Consider the following 15,712-nt stretch of genomic DNA (forward strand, 5'->3'; position numbering starts at 1 on the left):
AGGCTGTACTTGAGTACGGCAAGGCGACGCTGACGTGGTTTGAATTTGATTTTCGAAGAGTATAAAAACTAAAAAAGGAGACACACAATGCTATTTTTAGATAAAATCAATGAAACAGCTGCTTTCCTGAAAGACAAGGGGATCCAAACGCCTGAGTTCGGTCTAATCCTTGGATCAGGACTGGGTGAACTTGCTGAAGAAATCGACAATCCAGTTGTAGTAGACTATGCTGAAATTCCAAACTGGGGCCGTTCAACAGTAGTCGGTCACGCTGGTAAATTGGTATATGGTGAACTTGCAGGTCGCAAGGTCTTGGCTCTTCAAGGTCGTTTCCATTTCTACGAAGGAAACCCTCTGGAAGTCGTGACTTTCCCAGTACGTGTCATGAAAGTTCTTGGATGTGAAGGTGTTATTGTAACCAATGCAGCTGGTGGTATCGGATATGGGCCTGGTACCTTGATGGCTATCTCAGATCATATCAATATGACGGGGCAAAACCCATTGATGGGTGAAAACTTGGATGACTTTGGTCCACGTTTCCCAGATATTTCTAAAGCCTACACACCAGAATACCGTGCCACTGCCCATGAAGTGGCTAAAAAACTTGGTATCAAGCTTGATGAGGGTGTCTATATTGGTGTGACTGGTCCAACTTATGAAACACCAGCAGAAATTCGTGCCTATAAGACACTTGGAGCAGATGCAGTTGGTATGTCTACTGTTCCTGAAGTGATCGTGGCATCCCACTCAGGCTTGAAAGTTCTAGGAATTTCATGTATTACTAACTTTGCGGCTGGTTTCCAAGAAGAACTCAACCACGAGGAAGTGGTAGAAGTAACTGAACGTGTCAAAGACGACTTCAAAGGCTTGCTAAAAGCCATTCTTGCTGAATTGTAAAAAATGGCGGTGGGATTAGACTAGAGAGGAAGGTTTTAGCTCTCATCACCTTTAGTAGAGAAGATTAGGTTTGTTGTGATTAAAAGATGAACAAAAATCTAATCAACTACTATATTTTTAGCAAAAATTTATCACATGCTTATTTATCAATTATGAGAAATTACTTGTAAAAACAAAATAGCATATAGGGTTAGTAATCTGATTGGCAAATAGGGGAAAATAAAAGAAAGTAAAAAAAGAATGAAAATCGGTCAACGAATGATGCGTTTTGGCATAAAAAAATTAAGTATCGGAGTTGTATCTGTTGCAGTTGGCTTTGCTTTTTTAGCACCGACAGGAATTTCTGCCAATGAAGGAAGTCCAGTTGTGCAAAATGAGACTCCTGTAGTAGTAAATGAAACGGATGGTCCGACAAAACTAGAAAATACTGATAAAAAACAGGAAAGACCTCTTATAGAGGAAAGAGTAGCAGTTATCCAACCAACTCCAGAAACAAAAGAAGTCCTTAAAAATCAGAAGGAAGAAGAAAAGCTGGAATCTCATAAAACAGAGCCTGCTCTAGTTCCTGAAGAAGTGAATAAAGAGGAAAATTTAAAGGATGAGTCTACAACTTCTCGTCCTGTGACAGCAGAAGATCTTTTGAAAATCTCAAAAGGAGAACTGCACTCAGAAAATGATCTGCTTGACAATTCTCTTTATGGTGAAAAAGTCCTTGATTTAGAAGGTGATGATGATCAGGATGGTATCAAAAATAAGGATGAGCTTTATGTTTATCGTAAGGATGGTAAGGACTATCTAGGATATAACAGTCATCCATTACTAGCAGACAGTGATGGGGATGGATTAGCGGATGGAGAAGATGATAATAAGAAACAATGGTATGTTACAGATCGAGATGCTCTTCTCTTTATGGAATTATCCTATCGAGATGATGACTATATCGAAAAAATTCTAGATCATAAAAATCCATTTCCGAGTCTTTACTTGAATCGTCAAGAATATAAAATGATGCACAATGAACTGGCACCATTTTGGAAGATGAAAAAGGCTTATCATACAGCAAGTGGGATGGATGCTTTTTTGTTTGAAACTAAGAGTGATCTTCCTTATTTGAAAGACAATACTGTTCAAATGTTGGCTATACGTGGAACAAGACTGAATGATGCGAAAGATTTAAGTGCAGATTTTGTTTTGTTTGGAGGAAATAAACCTGCACAAGCGGATGATATCCGTGATGTTGTAAAAGAACTGACGCAGGATTCCACTATAACCAATCTGTATATGACAGGGCATTCTTTAGGAGGCTACTTAGCTCAAATAGCGGCAGTTGAAGCCTATCAGAAATATCCTACTTTTTATAATAATGTTTTGAAAAAAGTTACGACATTTAGCGCTCCTAAAGTAATTACTTCTCGAACTATTTGGAATGCTAAGAATGGTTTCTGGGATGTTGGTTTGGAAAGCCGTAAATTAGCTGTTAGTGGAAAAATTAAGCATTATGTGGTTGACAATGATAATGTTGTGACTCCCTTGATTCATAATGATCGTGATATTGTAACTTTTACAGGTAACTCTAGTTTCAGGCACCGTTCGCGTGGTTATTTTGAAAGTAGAATGAATGCTATTCCTAATTTTAATATTGGAAAACGTGATACGCTTGATAAACAGGGATATCGTGATCCAAAATTGGACAAAGTTTATTTCTTTAAGAAACAACAAGTCCCTCTGTCATCTAGTCAACCAAGCGCTGAATCTCTTGAAAATATAGCTCTAGGGAAACGGGTTACCCAAAGTTCGACAGCTTTTGGAGGAGATGCTAGAAGAGCAGTTGATGGGAAATTAGATGGAAATTACGGACATAATTCTGTCACTCATACAGATTTTCAATCTAAACCTTGGTGGCAAGTCGATTTAGATAAGGAAGAAACGATTCGCCAGATTAATATTTACAATCGAACAGATGCTGCTCAAGATAGACTGACTAATTTTAATGTGATTCTTTTGGATAGTTCTGGAAAGGAAATTGAAAGAAAGCGCATTGCCTACTTACGAGATAGTTCCGCTCAGATTTCAATTGATTATAAGAAAGCTCGTTTTGTACGCATCGAGTTAGATGGTTACAATGCTCTTAGTCTTGCAGAAGTTCAGGTTTTTCGCGCTGAAAATATTGCTTGGAAAAAACAAGCACGTCAAAGCTCTACTGATTTTGGAGGAGATGCTAGTCGTGCCTTGGATGGCAACACCAATAGTAGTTATAGCCAGCAATCAATTACCCATACAAAATTTGAAAATCAACCTTGGTGGGAAGTTGATTTAGGTCGTACAGAACAGGTAGGACTTGTTCGCCTTCATAATCGTGGGGATGGAGAACTTTCTAAACGTCTCTCAGACTTTGATGTGATTTTATATGATGAAAAAGGGACAGAAGTTGCTAGACAATATGTTTCTCGTTTAGAAGGAAGCAGTTTAGATCTCCAGTTGAATGGTAAATTAGGTCGCCGTGTTCGCATTCAATTGCGTCAAAAAAATCAAGCTCTCAGCCTCGCAGAAGTAGAAGTTTTTCGATTTGTAGCTAAAAACAATGTAACTGCGCAAGCTTCTAAGCCTGTACAACTGTTAAACTACACTCCTGTAAAAGATAAAAATCTAACTATTCAGCATAGTGGTGCTTATATTGCACGTTATTCAATATCTTGGGAAGAAGTTACAGTAGATAAAGATGGAAATTCAGTTGTCCGAAGTCGTTCTTGGGAAGGGAATGGACGCAATCAGACCGCAGGTTCTATCCTTAATCTCCCAATTAAGTCTAATATGCGCAATCTTCGAATTAAGATCGAAAAAAGAACAGGTCTTATCTGGAATAGATGGCAAACAATCTATGACAACATACCTCTTCTCGCCCAACCCCATCGCAAAATTACTCACTGGGGAACAACATTGAATTCTAAGGTGAGTGATGATGATGTCTTGTAATCTGATGGTACAATGACAGTTAGTTTGTCTAGTTTATAGGAAAGCACTAGCTGATCTTGAACAGAACTCAGCTAGTTCTCTGAGAGAGAACAAAATTAAACAGAAAGGAATTGAACTTACCCTAAAAGCAGTGGGGAAAAGATAATTGGTCTAGCGAGCATCGCTCACTGCGCTCAACTCCTATTTTCCCTTCGTTTTTTAACGGGTTTGGTATCTTTTAAAATATCAAATTTAATAAAGAAAGGTAGAGTGTGTGTTTTAATTTGAACACGAGCGGAAAACTTTTCTAAAAATCAGAAAGTAGGGGTAGTTCGGGCTTGAATTGAATCCGGGCTATTCTCTTCTATATAATCAAAATTTAAAAAGAAAGGAATTGAACCCACCCTAAAAGCAGTGGGAAAAAGATAGTCTGGTTAGCGAGCATCACTCACTGCACCCAACTTCTATTTTCCCTTCGCTTTTAACGGGTTTGGTATCTTTTTAAATATCAAATTTAATAAAGAAAGGTAGAGCGTGTGTTCTAATTTGAATACGAGCAGAAAACTCGGAAAATAGATAATCTGACTGAGAAATCAGGATTTCTCGTCAGATTCCTAATTTTCAGTCGTTTTCTGATCGCTCTTTGTATCATAAATTATGTCTATCCATATTGCTGCTCAGCAGGGTGAAATTGCTGATAAAATTCTTCTTCCTGGGGATCCTCTTCGTGCGAAATTTATCGCTGAGAATTTTCTTGAAGATGCTGTTTGTTTTAACGAAGTGCGTAACATGTTTGGTTACACTGGTACTTACAAGGGGCACCGTGTATCTGTCATGGGAACTGGGATGGGAATGCCATCTATTTCGATTTATGCGCGTGAGTTGATTGTTGACTACGGTGTGAAAAAATTGATCCGTGTGGGAACTGCGGGTTCTTTGAATGAAGATGTCCACGTTCGTGAATTGGTTTTGGCGCAGGCAGCTGCAACTAACTCAAACATCGTCCGTAATGACTGGCCACAGTACGATTTCCCACAAATCGCTAGCTTTGATTTGCTTGATAAGGCCTACCATATCGCTAAAGAACTCGGTATGACAACCCACGTTGGGAACGTTTTGTCATCTGATGTCTTTTATTCAAACTACTTTGAAAAGAACATCGAGATTGGTAAATGGGGAGTCAAGGCTGTGGAAATGGAAGCAGCCGCACTTTACTATCTGGCGGCCCAACACCATGTTGATGCTCTTGCTATCATGACTATCTCTGATAGTTTGGTTAATCCAGACGAAGACACAACTGCAGAAGAACGCCAAAATACTTTCACCGATATGATGAAGGTTGGTTTAGAAACCTTGATTGCAGAATAATTATAGCAAAAAAGGAAGCCCTTCTTTATGAATTGGAGGACTTCCTTTTCTTATCTAAAAATTGATCTAGCTCTCTTTGATTTCGAAGAATAGTGACTTTATGTGAGTATTCTTGGCAAAGTTTTTGGTATCTTTCCTTAGCATTTTTTGTTCGTCCATCCCAGAGAATCCATCTGATAAACTCCCAATTAAATTGTTCTTGACAACCAGCTGCCATGCTTTCTCTGACTTTACCTCGGTATGTGAGGTAACGTTTAAAGGCTCGAAAGAGACAGGTTAATGGCGAAAAATTAAGAAAGATGATTTGGTCTGCTTCTTGCATTCTTTCCTCGTAATAGCACCAAGAATAATTACCATCAATCACCCAATCAGAATGTTTGGTGAGAAAGTCTCTCATCTCTTTTAACATCCAATCGCGGTCACTGTCTACCCAGCCTGGTTGAAATTGGAGTGTGTCCATGTGAAGTTTGGGAATGGAGTAGTAGTTAGATAATTTTTCTGCCAGAGTTGATTTACCAGCTCCAGAATATCCGATAATTGCGATTTTCATTTTCTACCTTTTCCTATTTGAGGACAAAAAAACAGTCTCTATGGACTGTTTCTTATTTAGCAAGTTTAGCTGAAAGACGAGCTTTGTCGCGGCTTGCTTTGTTTTTGTGAATCAAACCTTTAGTTTCTGCTTTATCGATAGCTGAGCTAGCAGCACGGAAAAGTTCTTCAGATGGGTTTGCTTCGAAAGCTTTGATAGCAGTACGCATAGCTGTTTTTTGAGCTGAGTTCTTTTCGTTTTGTTTAACGTTCAATTCAGCGCGTTTGATAGCTGATTTAATGTTTGCCAATGTTCTTACCTCCATATTTACTAACCATACCATTATATCTGAAAACTTACGTTTTGACAAGGGAAAATTACTTTTTTAAGTAAATTTCATCGATTTCATGGTTCTTTGTTTTATGCAGAATCACTTCCGCACGATTTCTGGTTGGTTCAATATAATTTTGTAGATTTGTGAGATTGATACTGGTCCAGACTTGATGGACAAAGGATTCCACTTCCCCAATCGGCATTTGAGTAAAACGATAATAGTAGCTATCAGGGTCGTTTTGGGCTAGGCTCAGCATTTTCAAGAAACGGTCGAGATACCAACTCTCGATGTCATCGACTGCAGCATCAACATAGATGGAAAAGTCAAAGAAGTCAGTGATATAGAGACGTTCGTTTTGTGGATTTTGAAAGACGTTAATCCCTTCAACAATCACAAAATCAGCTGCTTTTACTCCTTGTTTTGCTTCAGGGACGATGTCGTAGACTTCATGAGAATAGACAGGAATATCCACATCTTGTCCGTTTTTGATGTGATCCAAGAAGTTTAGAAGAGCTTCCATATCATAGCTTTCAGGAAATCCTTTCCGATTTAGAATCCCTTGCTCAATCAAGGTCTGATTGGGATAGAGAAAGCCGTCAGTCGTTACCAACTCCACTGTAGCATCTGTAAGCGTACGGGAGAGTAGGATTTGAAGCAGGCGACTAGTTGTGGATTTTCCAACGGCAACACTCCCAGAAACCCCAATGATAAAAGGTTGGGATTTGCTTTCACGTTGAAGGAAAATCCCTTTTGAAAAGGCTAAATCATCCTTGGTACGCTTGTAAATCTGGATGAGATGGGCTAGGGGAAGATAGACATCGGTAACATCCTGCAGGCTAATCTGGTCATTAAAACTTTTGATAGATTCTAACTCTTCCTCTGTCAAGGGAGGGGTTGTCTTTCGATGTAAAGATTGCCAAGTTTGGCGGCTGATTTTTTCAAAATGTAAAAATTCGTTGGTCATTTGTTTTCTCCTAGATATTTTGTCTATCATACCATAAAAAACTAAAAAAATAAAGCGGTTTCTTGATGATATTAAGCCAATATCGTATAATAGAGATAGATAGAGGATGACCAGTTTATTGATGAAGTAGGAGATAGTTTCTACCGATTGATAAGCTTATAAAGGGAGCTTTTTAGTTCACAACTTATAGGAGGTGTACTATGAAAATCTTAAAACGTTACATATTGGAGCTCTGTTTTATTTTAAGTTTTGCTCTACCTTTTATAAAAGGGGCGAATGCGGATAATGGTAGACGCTTTGTGGAAACCTATTACGGTTTTACTTTTTTGATGGATCATGCCATTGTAACAGTTGTCTTTATCTGTTCGCTCTTGATTGCTTTCTTCCTAAAAAAACGGTGGACGAAATGGCTTGCTGCTGGTAGTTATTTCTTTTTAGTCCTATGGATTGCTACAGAGGGTTATTTCTTCCGCATGTCACTAGAAGATTTGATACAACTTTGGACAAGTTTGAAAATCCTGACACAAACTTATCAGTTGGGCTTTTATTTAAACATTTTGTTGGGGATTTTGTTGATAATAAAGTATTTTAAGGTTAAGCAATCGTAATAAAAATGCGCCCGATTATAGATGATAAGCTTTTTGTTTTATCTGGACTGTGATATCTTATAGATTCCAATGACTTATCATTCGTTTCTAATAATTAAAAGAGATTGACGAAAAGATCTTCTTGACTAGCTTTCTTCAGTCTTTTTCGTTTTATTATCAATTTGTAAACGATTTACAAATTAAGTCAAATTATGGTAAAATAGTTTCATGAGTAAAATGTATTATGCAGAAAATCCTGACGCTGCTCACGACATTCATGAGTTAAGAGTGGAGTTGTTGGGACAAAAAATGACCTTTTTGACGGATGCGGGTGTTTTTAGCAAGAAAATGGTTGACTTTGGAAGTCAACTCTTGCTCAAGTGTCTTGAGGTCAACCAAGGAGAAACTATCCTTGATGTAGGCTGTGGTTACGGACCTTTGGGCTTGTCCTTAGCTAAGGCTTATGGAGTTCAGGCAACCATGGTCGATATTAATAATCGTGCCTTGGATTTGGCGCGACAAAATGCTGAACGAAATAAGGTAGAAGCGACGATTTTCCAGTCCAACATCTATGAACAAGTTGAAGGACATTTTGGCCATGTCATTTCCAATCCTCCTATCCGTGCAGGTAAGCAAGTGGTTCATGAAATCATTGAGAAAAGTACAGATTTCTTGGAAATTGGTGGGGATTTAACAATCGTTATCCAGAAAAAACAAGGGGCTCCAAGTGCCAAGTCCAAGATGGAAGATGTGTTTGGCAATTGCGAAATCGTCAAAAAAGATAAGGGATACTACATCCTTAGAAGTGTGAAAGAATGAGAGCAGTTGATTTAATCCAAAAAAAACGAGAGGGTCAAGAACTAACTTCAAGTGAAATTGAATGGCTAGTTGAAGGCTATGTGTCAGGAACTGTTCCAGATTATCAGATGTCTGCCTTTGCTATGGCTGTTTATTTTAAAGGAATGACGACTCGAGAAATATCTGATTTGACTATGAAGATGGTCAAGACTGGGCAAGAGTTTGATTTATCCGCTATTGAAGGAGTTAAGGTTGACAAGCATTCTACGGGTGGTGTTGGTGACAAGGTGACCTTGATTTTAGCTCCTTTAGTAGCGAGTTTTGGAGTTCCAGTCGCGAAAATGAGTGGTCGTGGTCTCGGCCATACGGGCGGTACGATTGATAAATTGGAGTCCATTAAGGGCTATCAAGTCGAGCGCACCCAAGAGGATTTTATTCGTCAGGTACAGGACATTGGTGTATCTGTCATTGGGCAATCAGACCAGCTTGTAAAAGCAGATAAACTTCTCTACGCCCTTCGTGATGTGACCGCAACTGTCGACACGATTCCTTTGATTGCGAGTTCGGTGATGAGCAAGAAAATTGCGGCAGGAGCGGATGCTATTTTGCTAGACGTGACTGTCGGTGAGGGTGCCTTCATGAAGACGGTTGATGAGGCGCGTGAATTGGCTCAAACCATGGTGGAACTTGGTAAGGCTGTTGGTCGAAAGACGGTAGCAGTGATTACGGATATGAGTCAGCCCTTGGGACGAGCGATTGGAAATCGTCTGGAAATTCTTGAAGCACTGGAAATTTTACAAGGTCAAGGCCGTCAGGATATTACCCACTTCATCTGTGAATTGGCTCAAATCATGCTTGGTTTGGCTAATGTTGACAAGACAGTTGAAGAAGTTCAGCAACATCTTGAGAATGGCCAAGCACTGGCTAAGTTTGAGGAGATGGTCCAAGCCCAAGGTGGAGATTTGGAAGATCTCTATCGTCCTGTTAATGTGGACCATGTTGTGGAAATTCCTGCCCAGGAAACGGGTGTCATTTCAGCTCTTCCAGCTATGGAATTTGGTCTTTATGCCATGAGACTGGGTGCTGGTCGTGCAGTCAAATCTGATGCCTTGGACTATGAAACTGGAATTGTTTTTGAAAAGAAAGTTGGAGATTCTGTTCAAAGGGGAGAAATTGTTGCAAAAGTATACACAAATGAAAAAATTTCACCTCAACTAGTTACAGATTTCCAAAAATGTGTTAAAATAAGTGATAGGGTGCAAAGTTTACGAGAAATTATAGAAATTATCTCATAAACTGCAGGAGAATCCGAATATGAAATTAAATAAATATATCGATCATACGCTTTTGAAACAAGATGCAACAGAAAATCAGATTGATTGTTTGTTGTCTGAAGCTAGAGAGTATGATTTTGCTAGTGTTTGCGTTAATCCGACCTGGGTTGAACATGCTAAAAAAGGTCTTGAAGGCACTGATGTCAAGGTCTGCACAGTAGTAGGCTTCCCTTTGGGAGCAACAACTTCGGCCGTGAAAGCTTTTGAAGCAAAAGAAGCTATCCAAAATGGTGCGGATGAGATTGATATGGTGATCAATGTTGGGGCTCTTAAATCAGGGAATTTGGCCTTGGTTGAGTCTGATATTCGAGCAGTCGTGGAAGCAAGTAGTGACAAGTTAGTGAAAGTCATTATTGAAGCTTGCCTTCTGACAGATCAAGAAAAAGTTGTGGCTTGTCAATTAGCCCAAAAAGCTGGAGCTGACTTCGTAAAAACTTCAACTGGCTTTTCAACTGGTGGCGCTACGGTAGCAGATGTTACATTAATGCGTGAAACTGTTGGACCTGATATGGGAGTCAAGGCTGCTGGTGGAGCTCGTTCTTATGCAGATGCTCTTGCCTTTGTGGAAGCAGGGGCGACCCGAATCGGAACATCAGCTGGGGTAGCAATTCTAAAAGGAGAATTGGCAGATGGCGACTACTGAGTTGATTGAACTAGCAATTGAAACCAGCAAGAAAGCCTACGTGCCCTATTCTCACTTTCCTGTCGGAGCTGTTCTAGTAGCAAAAGATGGGAACATTTATACAGGTGTCAATATCGAGAATGCTAGCTATTCTTTGACCAACTGTGGGGAGCGTACAGCGATTTTTAAAGCAGTTTCCGAAGGTCAAAGAGAGTTTTCAGAATTGATTGTCTATGGGCAGACTGAAAAACCAATCTCGCCATGTGGTGCTTGTCGACAAGTGATGGCTGAATTTTTTAATCAAGATCTAAAAGTGACCTTAGTCGCAAAAGATAAATCGACGGTCGAGATGACGGTCGGGGAATTACTTCCATACTCTTTTACAGACTTAGATTAGTCTGAGTCGCTCTCTGAGTGGCACGGTCCTTGTGGCCAACCAATCCATACTTGCAACATCGTTGCACATCTTATTTAGGAGGTTCAGTAATGAACAAGAAACAATGGCTAGGCCTTGGTCTAGTTGCAGTGGCAGCAGTTGGACTTGCTGCATGTGGTAACCGCTCTTCTCGTAACGCAGCTTCATCTTCTGATGTGAAGACAAAAGCAGCAATCGTCACTGATACTGGTGGTGTTGATGATAAATCATTCAACCAATCAGCTTGGGAAGGTTTGCAGGCTTGGGGTAAAGAACACAATCTTTCAAAAGATAAAGGTTTCACTTACTTCCAATCAACAAGTGAAGCTGACTACGCTAACAACTTACAACAAGCGGCTGGAAGTTACAACCTAATCTTCGGTGTTGGTTTTGCCCTTAACAATGCGGTTAAAGATGCAGCAAAAGACCACACTGACTTGAACTATGTCTTGATTGATGATGTGATTAAAGATCAAAAGAATGTTGCTAGCGTAACATTTGCTGATAACGAAGCTGCTTACCTTGCGGGTGTTGCAGCGGCTAAAACAACTAAAACAAAACAAGTTGGTTTTGTAGGTGGTATTGAGTCTGAAGTTATCTCACGTTTTGCAGCTGGATTTAAGGCTGGTGTTGAGTCAGTAGATCCATCTATCAAAGTACAAGTTGACTACGCTGGTTCATTTGGTGATGCGGCTAAAGGTAAAACAATTGCAGCAGCACAATACGCAGCTGGTGCGGACGTTGTTTATCAAGCAGCAGGTGGAACAGGTGCTGGTGTTTTTGCAGAAGCAAAATCATTGAACGAAAGCCGTCCTGAAAGTGAAAAAGTTTGGGTTATCGGTGTTGACCGTGACCAAGTAGCAGAAGGTAAGTACACTTCTAAAGATGGCAAAGAATCAAACTTTGTTCTTGTATCTACTTTGAAACAAGTTGGTACAACTGTAAAAGATATTGCTAACAAGGCAGAAAAAGGTGAATTCCCTGGCGGTCAAGTGATCGTTTACTCATTGAAAGATAAAGGGGTTGACTTGGCAGTAACAAACCTTTCAGAAGAAGGTAAAAAAGCTGTCGAAGCTGCTAAAGCTAAAATCCTTGATGGAAGCGTAAAAGTTCCTGAAAAATAATGGATGGAAGTCATTTCTTAGGAAGCGGCCTTTGGCCGCTTTTTTAAGAGTTGAGACAAAGTCATTTTGTCTCAGTAAAGCTTGCTACTAGATAAACTAGCAAGTTTTATTGAAATAAAATAAGACTCTGAAAGGAAGAGCACATGGCACACGAAAATGTCATTGAGATGCGTGATATTACCAAGGTGTTTGGTGAATTTGTTGCCAACGACAAAATCAACCTGCACTTACGAAAAGGTGAAATTCATGCACTTTTAGGAGAAAATGGGGCTGGTAAGTCCACGCTAATGAACATGTTAGCAGGACTTCTTGAACCAACCAGTGGTGAAATTGTGGTCAACGGTCAAGTTGTCAATCTAGATTCACCATCTAAAGCAGCTAGCTTGGGAATCGGAATGGTTCACCAGCACTTTATGTTGGTAGAAGCCTTCACAGTGGCTGAAAATATCATTTTAGGTAGTGAATTAACTAAAAATGGTGTATTAGATATCGCTGGAGCTAGCAAAGAAATCAAGGCTCTTTCTGAACGTTATGGCTTAGCTGTTGATCCTTCTGCCAAAGTGGCAGATATCTCAGTTGGAGCCCAACAACGTGTAGAAATTTTAAAAACCCTTTATCGGGGGGCTGATATCCTTATCTTTGACGAACCAACGGCTGTTTTGACTCCATCAGAAATTGATGAGTTGATGGCTATCATGAAAAATCTTGTTAAAGAAGGCAAATCAATTATCTTGATTACCCACAAGTTGGACGAGATTCGCGCAGTTTCTGACCGCGTTACAGTTATCCGTCGTGGGAAATCGATTGAAACTGTCGAAATTGCAGGGGCTACCAATGCTGATTTGGCAGAAATGATGGTGGGTCGTTCTGTTTCCTTTAAAACTGAGAAACAAGCCTCTCAACCAAAAGAAGTGGTCTTGTCTATTAAAGATTTGGTGGTCAATGAAAATCGCGGTGTCCCAGCTGTTAAAAATCTGTCCTTGGATGTTCGCGCTGGAGAGATTGTTGGTATTGCGGGGATTGATGGAAATGGTCAGTCTGAACTCATTCAAGCCATCACAGGTCTTCGAAAGGTCGAATCTGGTAGCATTGAGCTAAAAGGAGATTCAATTGTAGGCTTGCACCCACGTCAGATTACAGAGTTGAGTGTTGGGCACGTTCCAGAAGACCGTCACCGTGATGGCTTGATTTTGGAAATGATGATTTCTGAAAATATTGCCCTTCAAACCTACTATAAAGAACCACATAGTAAAAATGGAATTTTGAACTATTCAAATATTACTTCTTATGCTAAAAAGCTAATGGAAGAGTTTGATGTTCGTGCTGCAAGTGAATTTGTTCCTGCAGCGGCACTCTCAGGAGGAAATCAACAAAAAGCAATTATTGCTCGTGAAATTGATCGCGATCCTGATCTCCTTATCGTCAGCCAGCCAACTCGTGGTTTGGATGTCGGTGCCATTGAATATATCCACAAACGCTTGATTGAAGAGCGTGATAATGGTAAGGCTGTTCTAGTTGTCAGCTTTGAACTAGATGAGATTTTAAATGTCTCAGACCGTATTGCCGTTATCCACGATGGTAAGATTCAAGGTATAGTATCACCAGAAACAACCAATAAACAAGAACTTGGTGTCTTGATGGCTGGTGGAAACTTGGGAAAGGAGAAGAGTGATGTCTAAAAAATTACAACAAATTTCGGTTCCCTTGATTTCTGTCTTCCTAGGAATTTTACTCGGAGCCATTGTCATGTGGATCTTCGGTTATGATGCTATTTGGGGCTACGAGGAATTGTTCTATACAGCCTTTGGTAGTCTTCGTGGGATTGGTGAAATCTTCCGTGCCATGGGGCCTTTGGTCTTGATTGGTCTTGGTTTTGCCGTTGCCAGTCGTGCAGGTTTCTTTAACGTTGGACTTCCTGGTCAGGCTTTGGCAGGTTGGATTCTCAGTGGTTGGTTTGCCTTGTCGCATCCAGATATGCCACGTCCCTTGATGATTCTAGCAACTATCGTGATTGCCTTAATTGCTGGTGGGATTGTCGGAGCGATTCCAGGTATTCTTAGAGCCTATCTAGGGACGTCAGAGGTTATCGTGACCATCATGATGAACTACATTGTCTTGTATGTAGGAAATGCCTTTATCCATGCCTTCCCTAAAGACTTCATGCAAAGTACAGATTCGACCATTCGTGTTGGAGCTAATGCAACCTATCAGACACCTTGGTTGGCTGAGTTGACTGGTAATTCGCGGATGAATATCGGTATTTTCTTTGCTCTCATTGCCGTTGCAGTCATTTGGTTCATGCTCAAGAAAACAACCCTTGGTTTTGAAATCCGTGCGGTTGGTCTTAATCCACACGCATCAGAATACGCTGGTATTTCTGCCAAACGGACTATTATCCTATCAATGATTATTTCAGGTGCCTTGGCAGGTCTTGGTGGAGCTGTTGAAGGACTTGGAACCTTCCAGAACGTCTATGTTCAAGGGGCGTCATTGGCTGTCGGATTTAACGGGATGGCGGTTAGTCTGCTTGCGGCCAACTCACCAATTGGTATTCTCTTTGCAGCCTTCCTATTTGGTGTTCTCCAAGTTGGAGCCCCTGGTATGAATGCGGCGCAGGTACCATCTGAGCTTGTCAGCATTGTAACAGCGTCTATTATCTTCTTTGTCAGTGTTCATTACCTTATCGAACGCTTTGTCAAACCGAAAAAACAAGTTAAAGGAGGTAAGTAAAGATGTCTATTACAACCTTGCTCACCCTCTTGGTGTCTTCTATGCTGATTTACTCAGCACCCCTCATCTTTACAAGTATCGGTGGTGTTTTCTCTGAACGTGGTGGTGTCGTAAACGTCGGCCTTGAAGGAATTATGGTTATGGGTGCCTTTTCTGGAGTTGTCTTTAACCTTGAATTTGCAGAACAATTTGGGGCAGCAACTCCATGGCTATCCTTGCTTGTAGCAGGATTGGTTGGTGGTCTCTTCTCTATCATCCACGCAGCAGCGACGGTTCATTTCCGTGCAGACCATGTTGTCAGCGGTACGGTATTGAACTTGATGGCGCCTGCCTTGGCTGTTTTCTTGGTGAAAGTGCTTTATAATAAAGGACAAACCGACAACCTAAGTCAGACTTTTGGACGCTTTGATTTCCCAGTCTTGGAAAATATCCCAGTGATTGGTGATATCTTCTTCAAGTCAACTAGTCTTCTTGGTTATCTGGCCATTGCCTTCTCATTCCTTGCTTGGTTTATCCTCTTCAAAACTCGCTTTGGTCTACGTCTTCGCTCTGTAGGTGAACATCCACAAGCAGCAGATACTTTGGGAATCAATGTCTACAAGATGAGATATTTAGGGGTTATCATTTCAGGTTTCCTAGGTGGAATTGGCGGAGCGATTTATGCTCAATCCATCTCAGTTAACTTCTCAGTGACAACTATTGTTGGGCCTGGATTTATCGCCCTTGCTGCGATGATTTTTGGGAAATGGAATCCAATCGGAGCTATGCTTTCTAGTCTTTTCTTTGGACTTTCACAAAGTTTGGCCGTTATCGGTTCGCAATTGCCGTTCCTACAAGGAGTGCCAGCGGTTTACCTTCAAATCGCACCTTATGTCTTGACTATTCTTGTCTTGGCAGCCTTCTTTGGAAAAGCAGTTGCACCAAAAGCAGATGGTATCAACTATATCAAATCAAAATAAGCATACAAAAAAACGTCAGTATAGAACTGGCGTTTTATTATGGCTTCAAGCCAGTTTTTCTCGTAGAGAAAAACAAGAAAACCACCAGCTATGCTGGTG

The 15,712-nt window shown here is 40.5% G+C and carries 15 protein-coding genes; 12 read left to right on the top strand and 3 right to left on the bottom strand.

Annotated elements, in window-relative coordinates; translation table 11 throughout:
• Positions 1 to 87 precede the first annotated feature (87 nt).
• The 3 genes from ADI86_RS03695 to deoD all read left to right on the top strand — a co-directional run bounded on the left by ADI86_RS03695 (position 88) and on the right by deoD (position 5,217).
• A complete protein-coding gene (locus tag ADI86_RS03695; protein WP_049531840.1) occupies positions 88 to 897 on the top strand; it encodes a purine-nucleoside phosphorylase in 810 nt (269 codons plus the stop codon).
• 240 nt (positions 898 to 1,137) lie between these two features.
• Complete coding sequence (locus ADI86_RS12510) at positions 1,138 to 3,870, top strand: thiol-activated cytolysin C-terminal domain-containing protein (RefSeq protein ID WP_080983164.1); 2,733 nt, start codon at positions 1,138 to 1,140, stop codon at positions 3,868 to 3,870.
• Between the two features lie 636 nt (positions 3,871 to 4,506).
• A complete protein-coding gene (gene deoD / locus ADI86_RS03715) occupies positions 4,507 to 5,217 on the top strand; it encodes a purine-nucleoside phosphorylase (RefSeq protein WP_049531841.1) in 711 nt (236 codons plus the stop codon).
• A 25-nt stretch (positions 5,218 to 5,242) separates the two neighbouring features.
• Here deoD and ADI86_RS03720 read toward each other — a convergent pair whose 3' ends face one another.
• The 3 genes from ADI86_RS03720 to coaA all read right to left on the bottom strand — a co-directional run bounded on the left by ADI86_RS03720 (position 5,243) and on the right by coaA (position 7,044).
• A complete protein-coding gene (locus ADI86_RS03720) occupies positions 5,243 to 5,767 on the bottom strand; it encodes a DNA topology modulation protein (RefSeq protein WP_049531842.1) in 525 nt (174 codons plus the stop codon).
• A gap of 52 nt (positions 5,768 to 5,819) precedes the next feature.
• Entirely contained in the window at positions 5,820 to 6,056 is a 237-nt protein-coding gene (gene rpsT / locus ADI86_RS03725; protein ID WP_049531843.1) for a 30S ribosomal protein S20, read from the bottom strand.
• Positions 6,057 to 6,123: 67 nt separating this feature from the next.
• Positions 6,124 to 7,044: a type I pantothenate kinase gene (gene coaA / locus ADI86_RS03730; RefSeq protein WP_049531844.1), complete on the bottom strand. Its 921-nt coding sequence runs from the start codon at positions 7,042 to 7,044 to the stop codon at positions 6,124 to 6,126.
• 200 nt (positions 7,045 to 7,244) lie between these two features.
• On the opposite strand from coaA, the gene ADI86_RS03735 reads away from it, so the two are divergent.
• The 9 genes from ADI86_RS03735 (at position 7,245) to ADI86_RS03775 (ending at position 15,613) form a co-directional block, all read left to right on the top strand.
• Positions 7,245 to 7,652, top strand: coding sequence for a hypothetical protein (locus ADI86_RS03735; protein ID WP_049531845.1), 408 nt, complete (start codon positions 7,245 to 7,247; stop codon positions 7,650 to 7,652).
• A gap of 207 nt (positions 7,653 to 7,859) precedes the next feature.
• A complete protein-coding gene (locus ADI86_RS03740; protein ID WP_080983165.1) occupies positions 7,860 to 8,450 on the top strand; it encodes a methyltransferase in 591 nt (196 codons plus the stop codon).
• Positions 8,447 to 9,724 (top strand): pyrimidine-nucleoside phosphorylase, encoded by a 1,278-nt coding sequence (locus ADI86_RS03745; protein ID WP_049531847.1) that lies wholly within the window; start codon positions 8,447 to 8,449, stop codon positions 9,722 to 9,724. The genes ADI86_RS03740 and ADI86_RS03745 overlap by 4 nt, the downstream gene beginning before the upstream one ends.
• 19 nt (positions 9,725 to 9,743) lie before the next feature.
• Positions 9,744 to 10,406: a deoxyribose-phosphate aldolase gene (gene deoC / locus ADI86_RS03750; protein WP_049531848.1), complete on the top strand. Its 663-nt coding sequence runs from the start codon at positions 9,744 to 9,746 to the stop codon at positions 10,404 to 10,406.
• Positions 10,393 to 10,782 (top strand): cytidine deaminase, encoded by a 390-nt coding sequence (locus ADI86_RS03755; protein WP_049531849.1) that lies wholly within the window; start codon positions 10,393 to 10,395, stop codon positions 10,780 to 10,782. The genes deoC and ADI86_RS03755 overlap by 14 nt, the downstream gene beginning before the upstream one ends.
• A gap of 89 nt (positions 10,783 to 10,871) precedes the next feature.
• Complete coding sequence (locus ADI86_RS03760) at positions 10,872 to 11,924, top strand: BMP family lipoprotein (protein WP_049531850.1); 1,053 nt, start codon at positions 10,872 to 10,874, stop codon at positions 11,922 to 11,924.
• A 143-nt stretch (positions 11,925 to 12,067) separates the two neighbouring features.
• Positions 12,068 to 13,603 carry an ABC transporter ATP-binding protein gene (locus ADI86_RS03765; protein WP_033681960.1) on the top strand — a complete coding sequence of 512 codons (1,536 nt, stop codon included), beginning with the start codon at positions 12,068 to 12,070 and terminating at the stop codon, positions 13,601 to 13,603.
• Positions 13,596 to 14,654 carry an ABC transporter permease gene (locus tag ADI86_RS03770; protein WP_033683459.1) on the top strand — a complete coding sequence of 353 codons (1,059 nt, stop codon included), beginning with the start codon at positions 13,596 to 13,598 and terminating at the stop codon, positions 14,652 to 14,654. The genes ADI86_RS03765 and ADI86_RS03770 overlap by 8 nt, the downstream gene beginning before the upstream one ends.
• 2 nt (positions 14,655 to 14,656) lie before the next feature.
• Positions 14,657 to 15,613 carry an ABC transporter permease gene (locus tag ADI86_RS03775; protein WP_049531851.1) on the top strand — a complete coding sequence of 319 codons (957 nt, stop codon included), beginning with the start codon at positions 14,657 to 14,659 and terminating at the stop codon, positions 15,611 to 15,613.
• The last annotated feature ends 99 nt before the right edge of the window (positions 15,614 to 15,712 follow it).

Origin of the sequence: Streptococcus pseudopneumoniae, assembly GCF_001074975.1 — a bacterium.
Taxonomy (GTDB): Bacteria; Bacillota; Bacilli; order Lactobacillales; family Streptococcaceae; genus Streptococcus; species Streptococcus pseudopneumoniae_D.

Coding starts and splice junctions, on each gene's coding strand:
- ADI86_RS12510 (WP_080983164.1), top strand. CDS start 1,138: ATGAAAATCGGTCAACGAATGATGCGTTTTGGCATAAAAAAATTAAGT.
- ADI86_RS03735 (WP_049531845.1), top strand. CDS start 7,245: ATGAAAATCTTAAAACGTTACATATTGGAGCTCTGTTTTATTTTAAGT.
- ADI86_RS03695 (WP_049531840.1), top strand. CDS start 88: ATGCTATTTTTAGATAAAATCAATGAAACAGCTGCTTTCCTGAAAGAC.
- ADI86_RS03755 (WP_049531849.1), top strand. CDS start 10,393: ATGGCGACTACTGAGTTGATTGAACTAGCAATTGAAACCAGCAAGAAA.
- ADI86_RS03760 (WP_049531850.1), top strand. CDS start 10,872: ATGAACAAGAAACAATGGCTAGGCCTTGGTCTAGTTGCAGTGGCAGCA.
- ADI86_RS03745 (WP_049531847.1), top strand. CDS start 8,447: ATGAGAGCAGTTGATTTAATCCAAAAAAAACGAGAGGGTCAAGAACTA.
- coaA (WP_049531844.1), bottom strand. CDS start 7,044: ATGACCAACGAATTTTTACATTTTGAAAAAATCAGCCGCCAAACTTGG.
- ADI86_RS03720 (WP_049531842.1), bottom strand. CDS start 5,767: ATGAAAATCGCAATTATCGGATATTCTGGAGCTGGTAAATCAACTCTG.
- ADI86_RS03740 (WP_080983165.1), top strand. CDS start 7,860: ATGAGTAAAATGTATTATGCAGAAAATCCTGACGCTGCTCACGACATT.
- deoD (WP_049531841.1), top strand. CDS start 4,507: ATGTCTATCCATATTGCTGCTCAGCAGGGTGAAATTGCTGATAAAATT.
- ADI86_RS03770 (WP_033683459.1), top strand. CDS start 13,596: ATGTCTAAAAAATTACAACAAATTTCGGTTCCCTTGATTTCTGTCTTC.
- deoC (WP_049531848.1), top strand. CDS start 9,744: ATGAAATTAAATAAATATATCGATCATACGCTTTTGAAACAAGATGCA.
- ADI86_RS03775 (WP_049531851.1), top strand. CDS start 14,657: ATGTCTATTACAACCTTGCTCACCCTCTTGGTGTCTTCTATGCTGATT.
- ADI86_RS03765 (WP_033681960.1), top strand. CDS start 12,068: ATGGCACACGAAAATGTCATTGAGATGCGTGATATTACCAAGGTGTTT.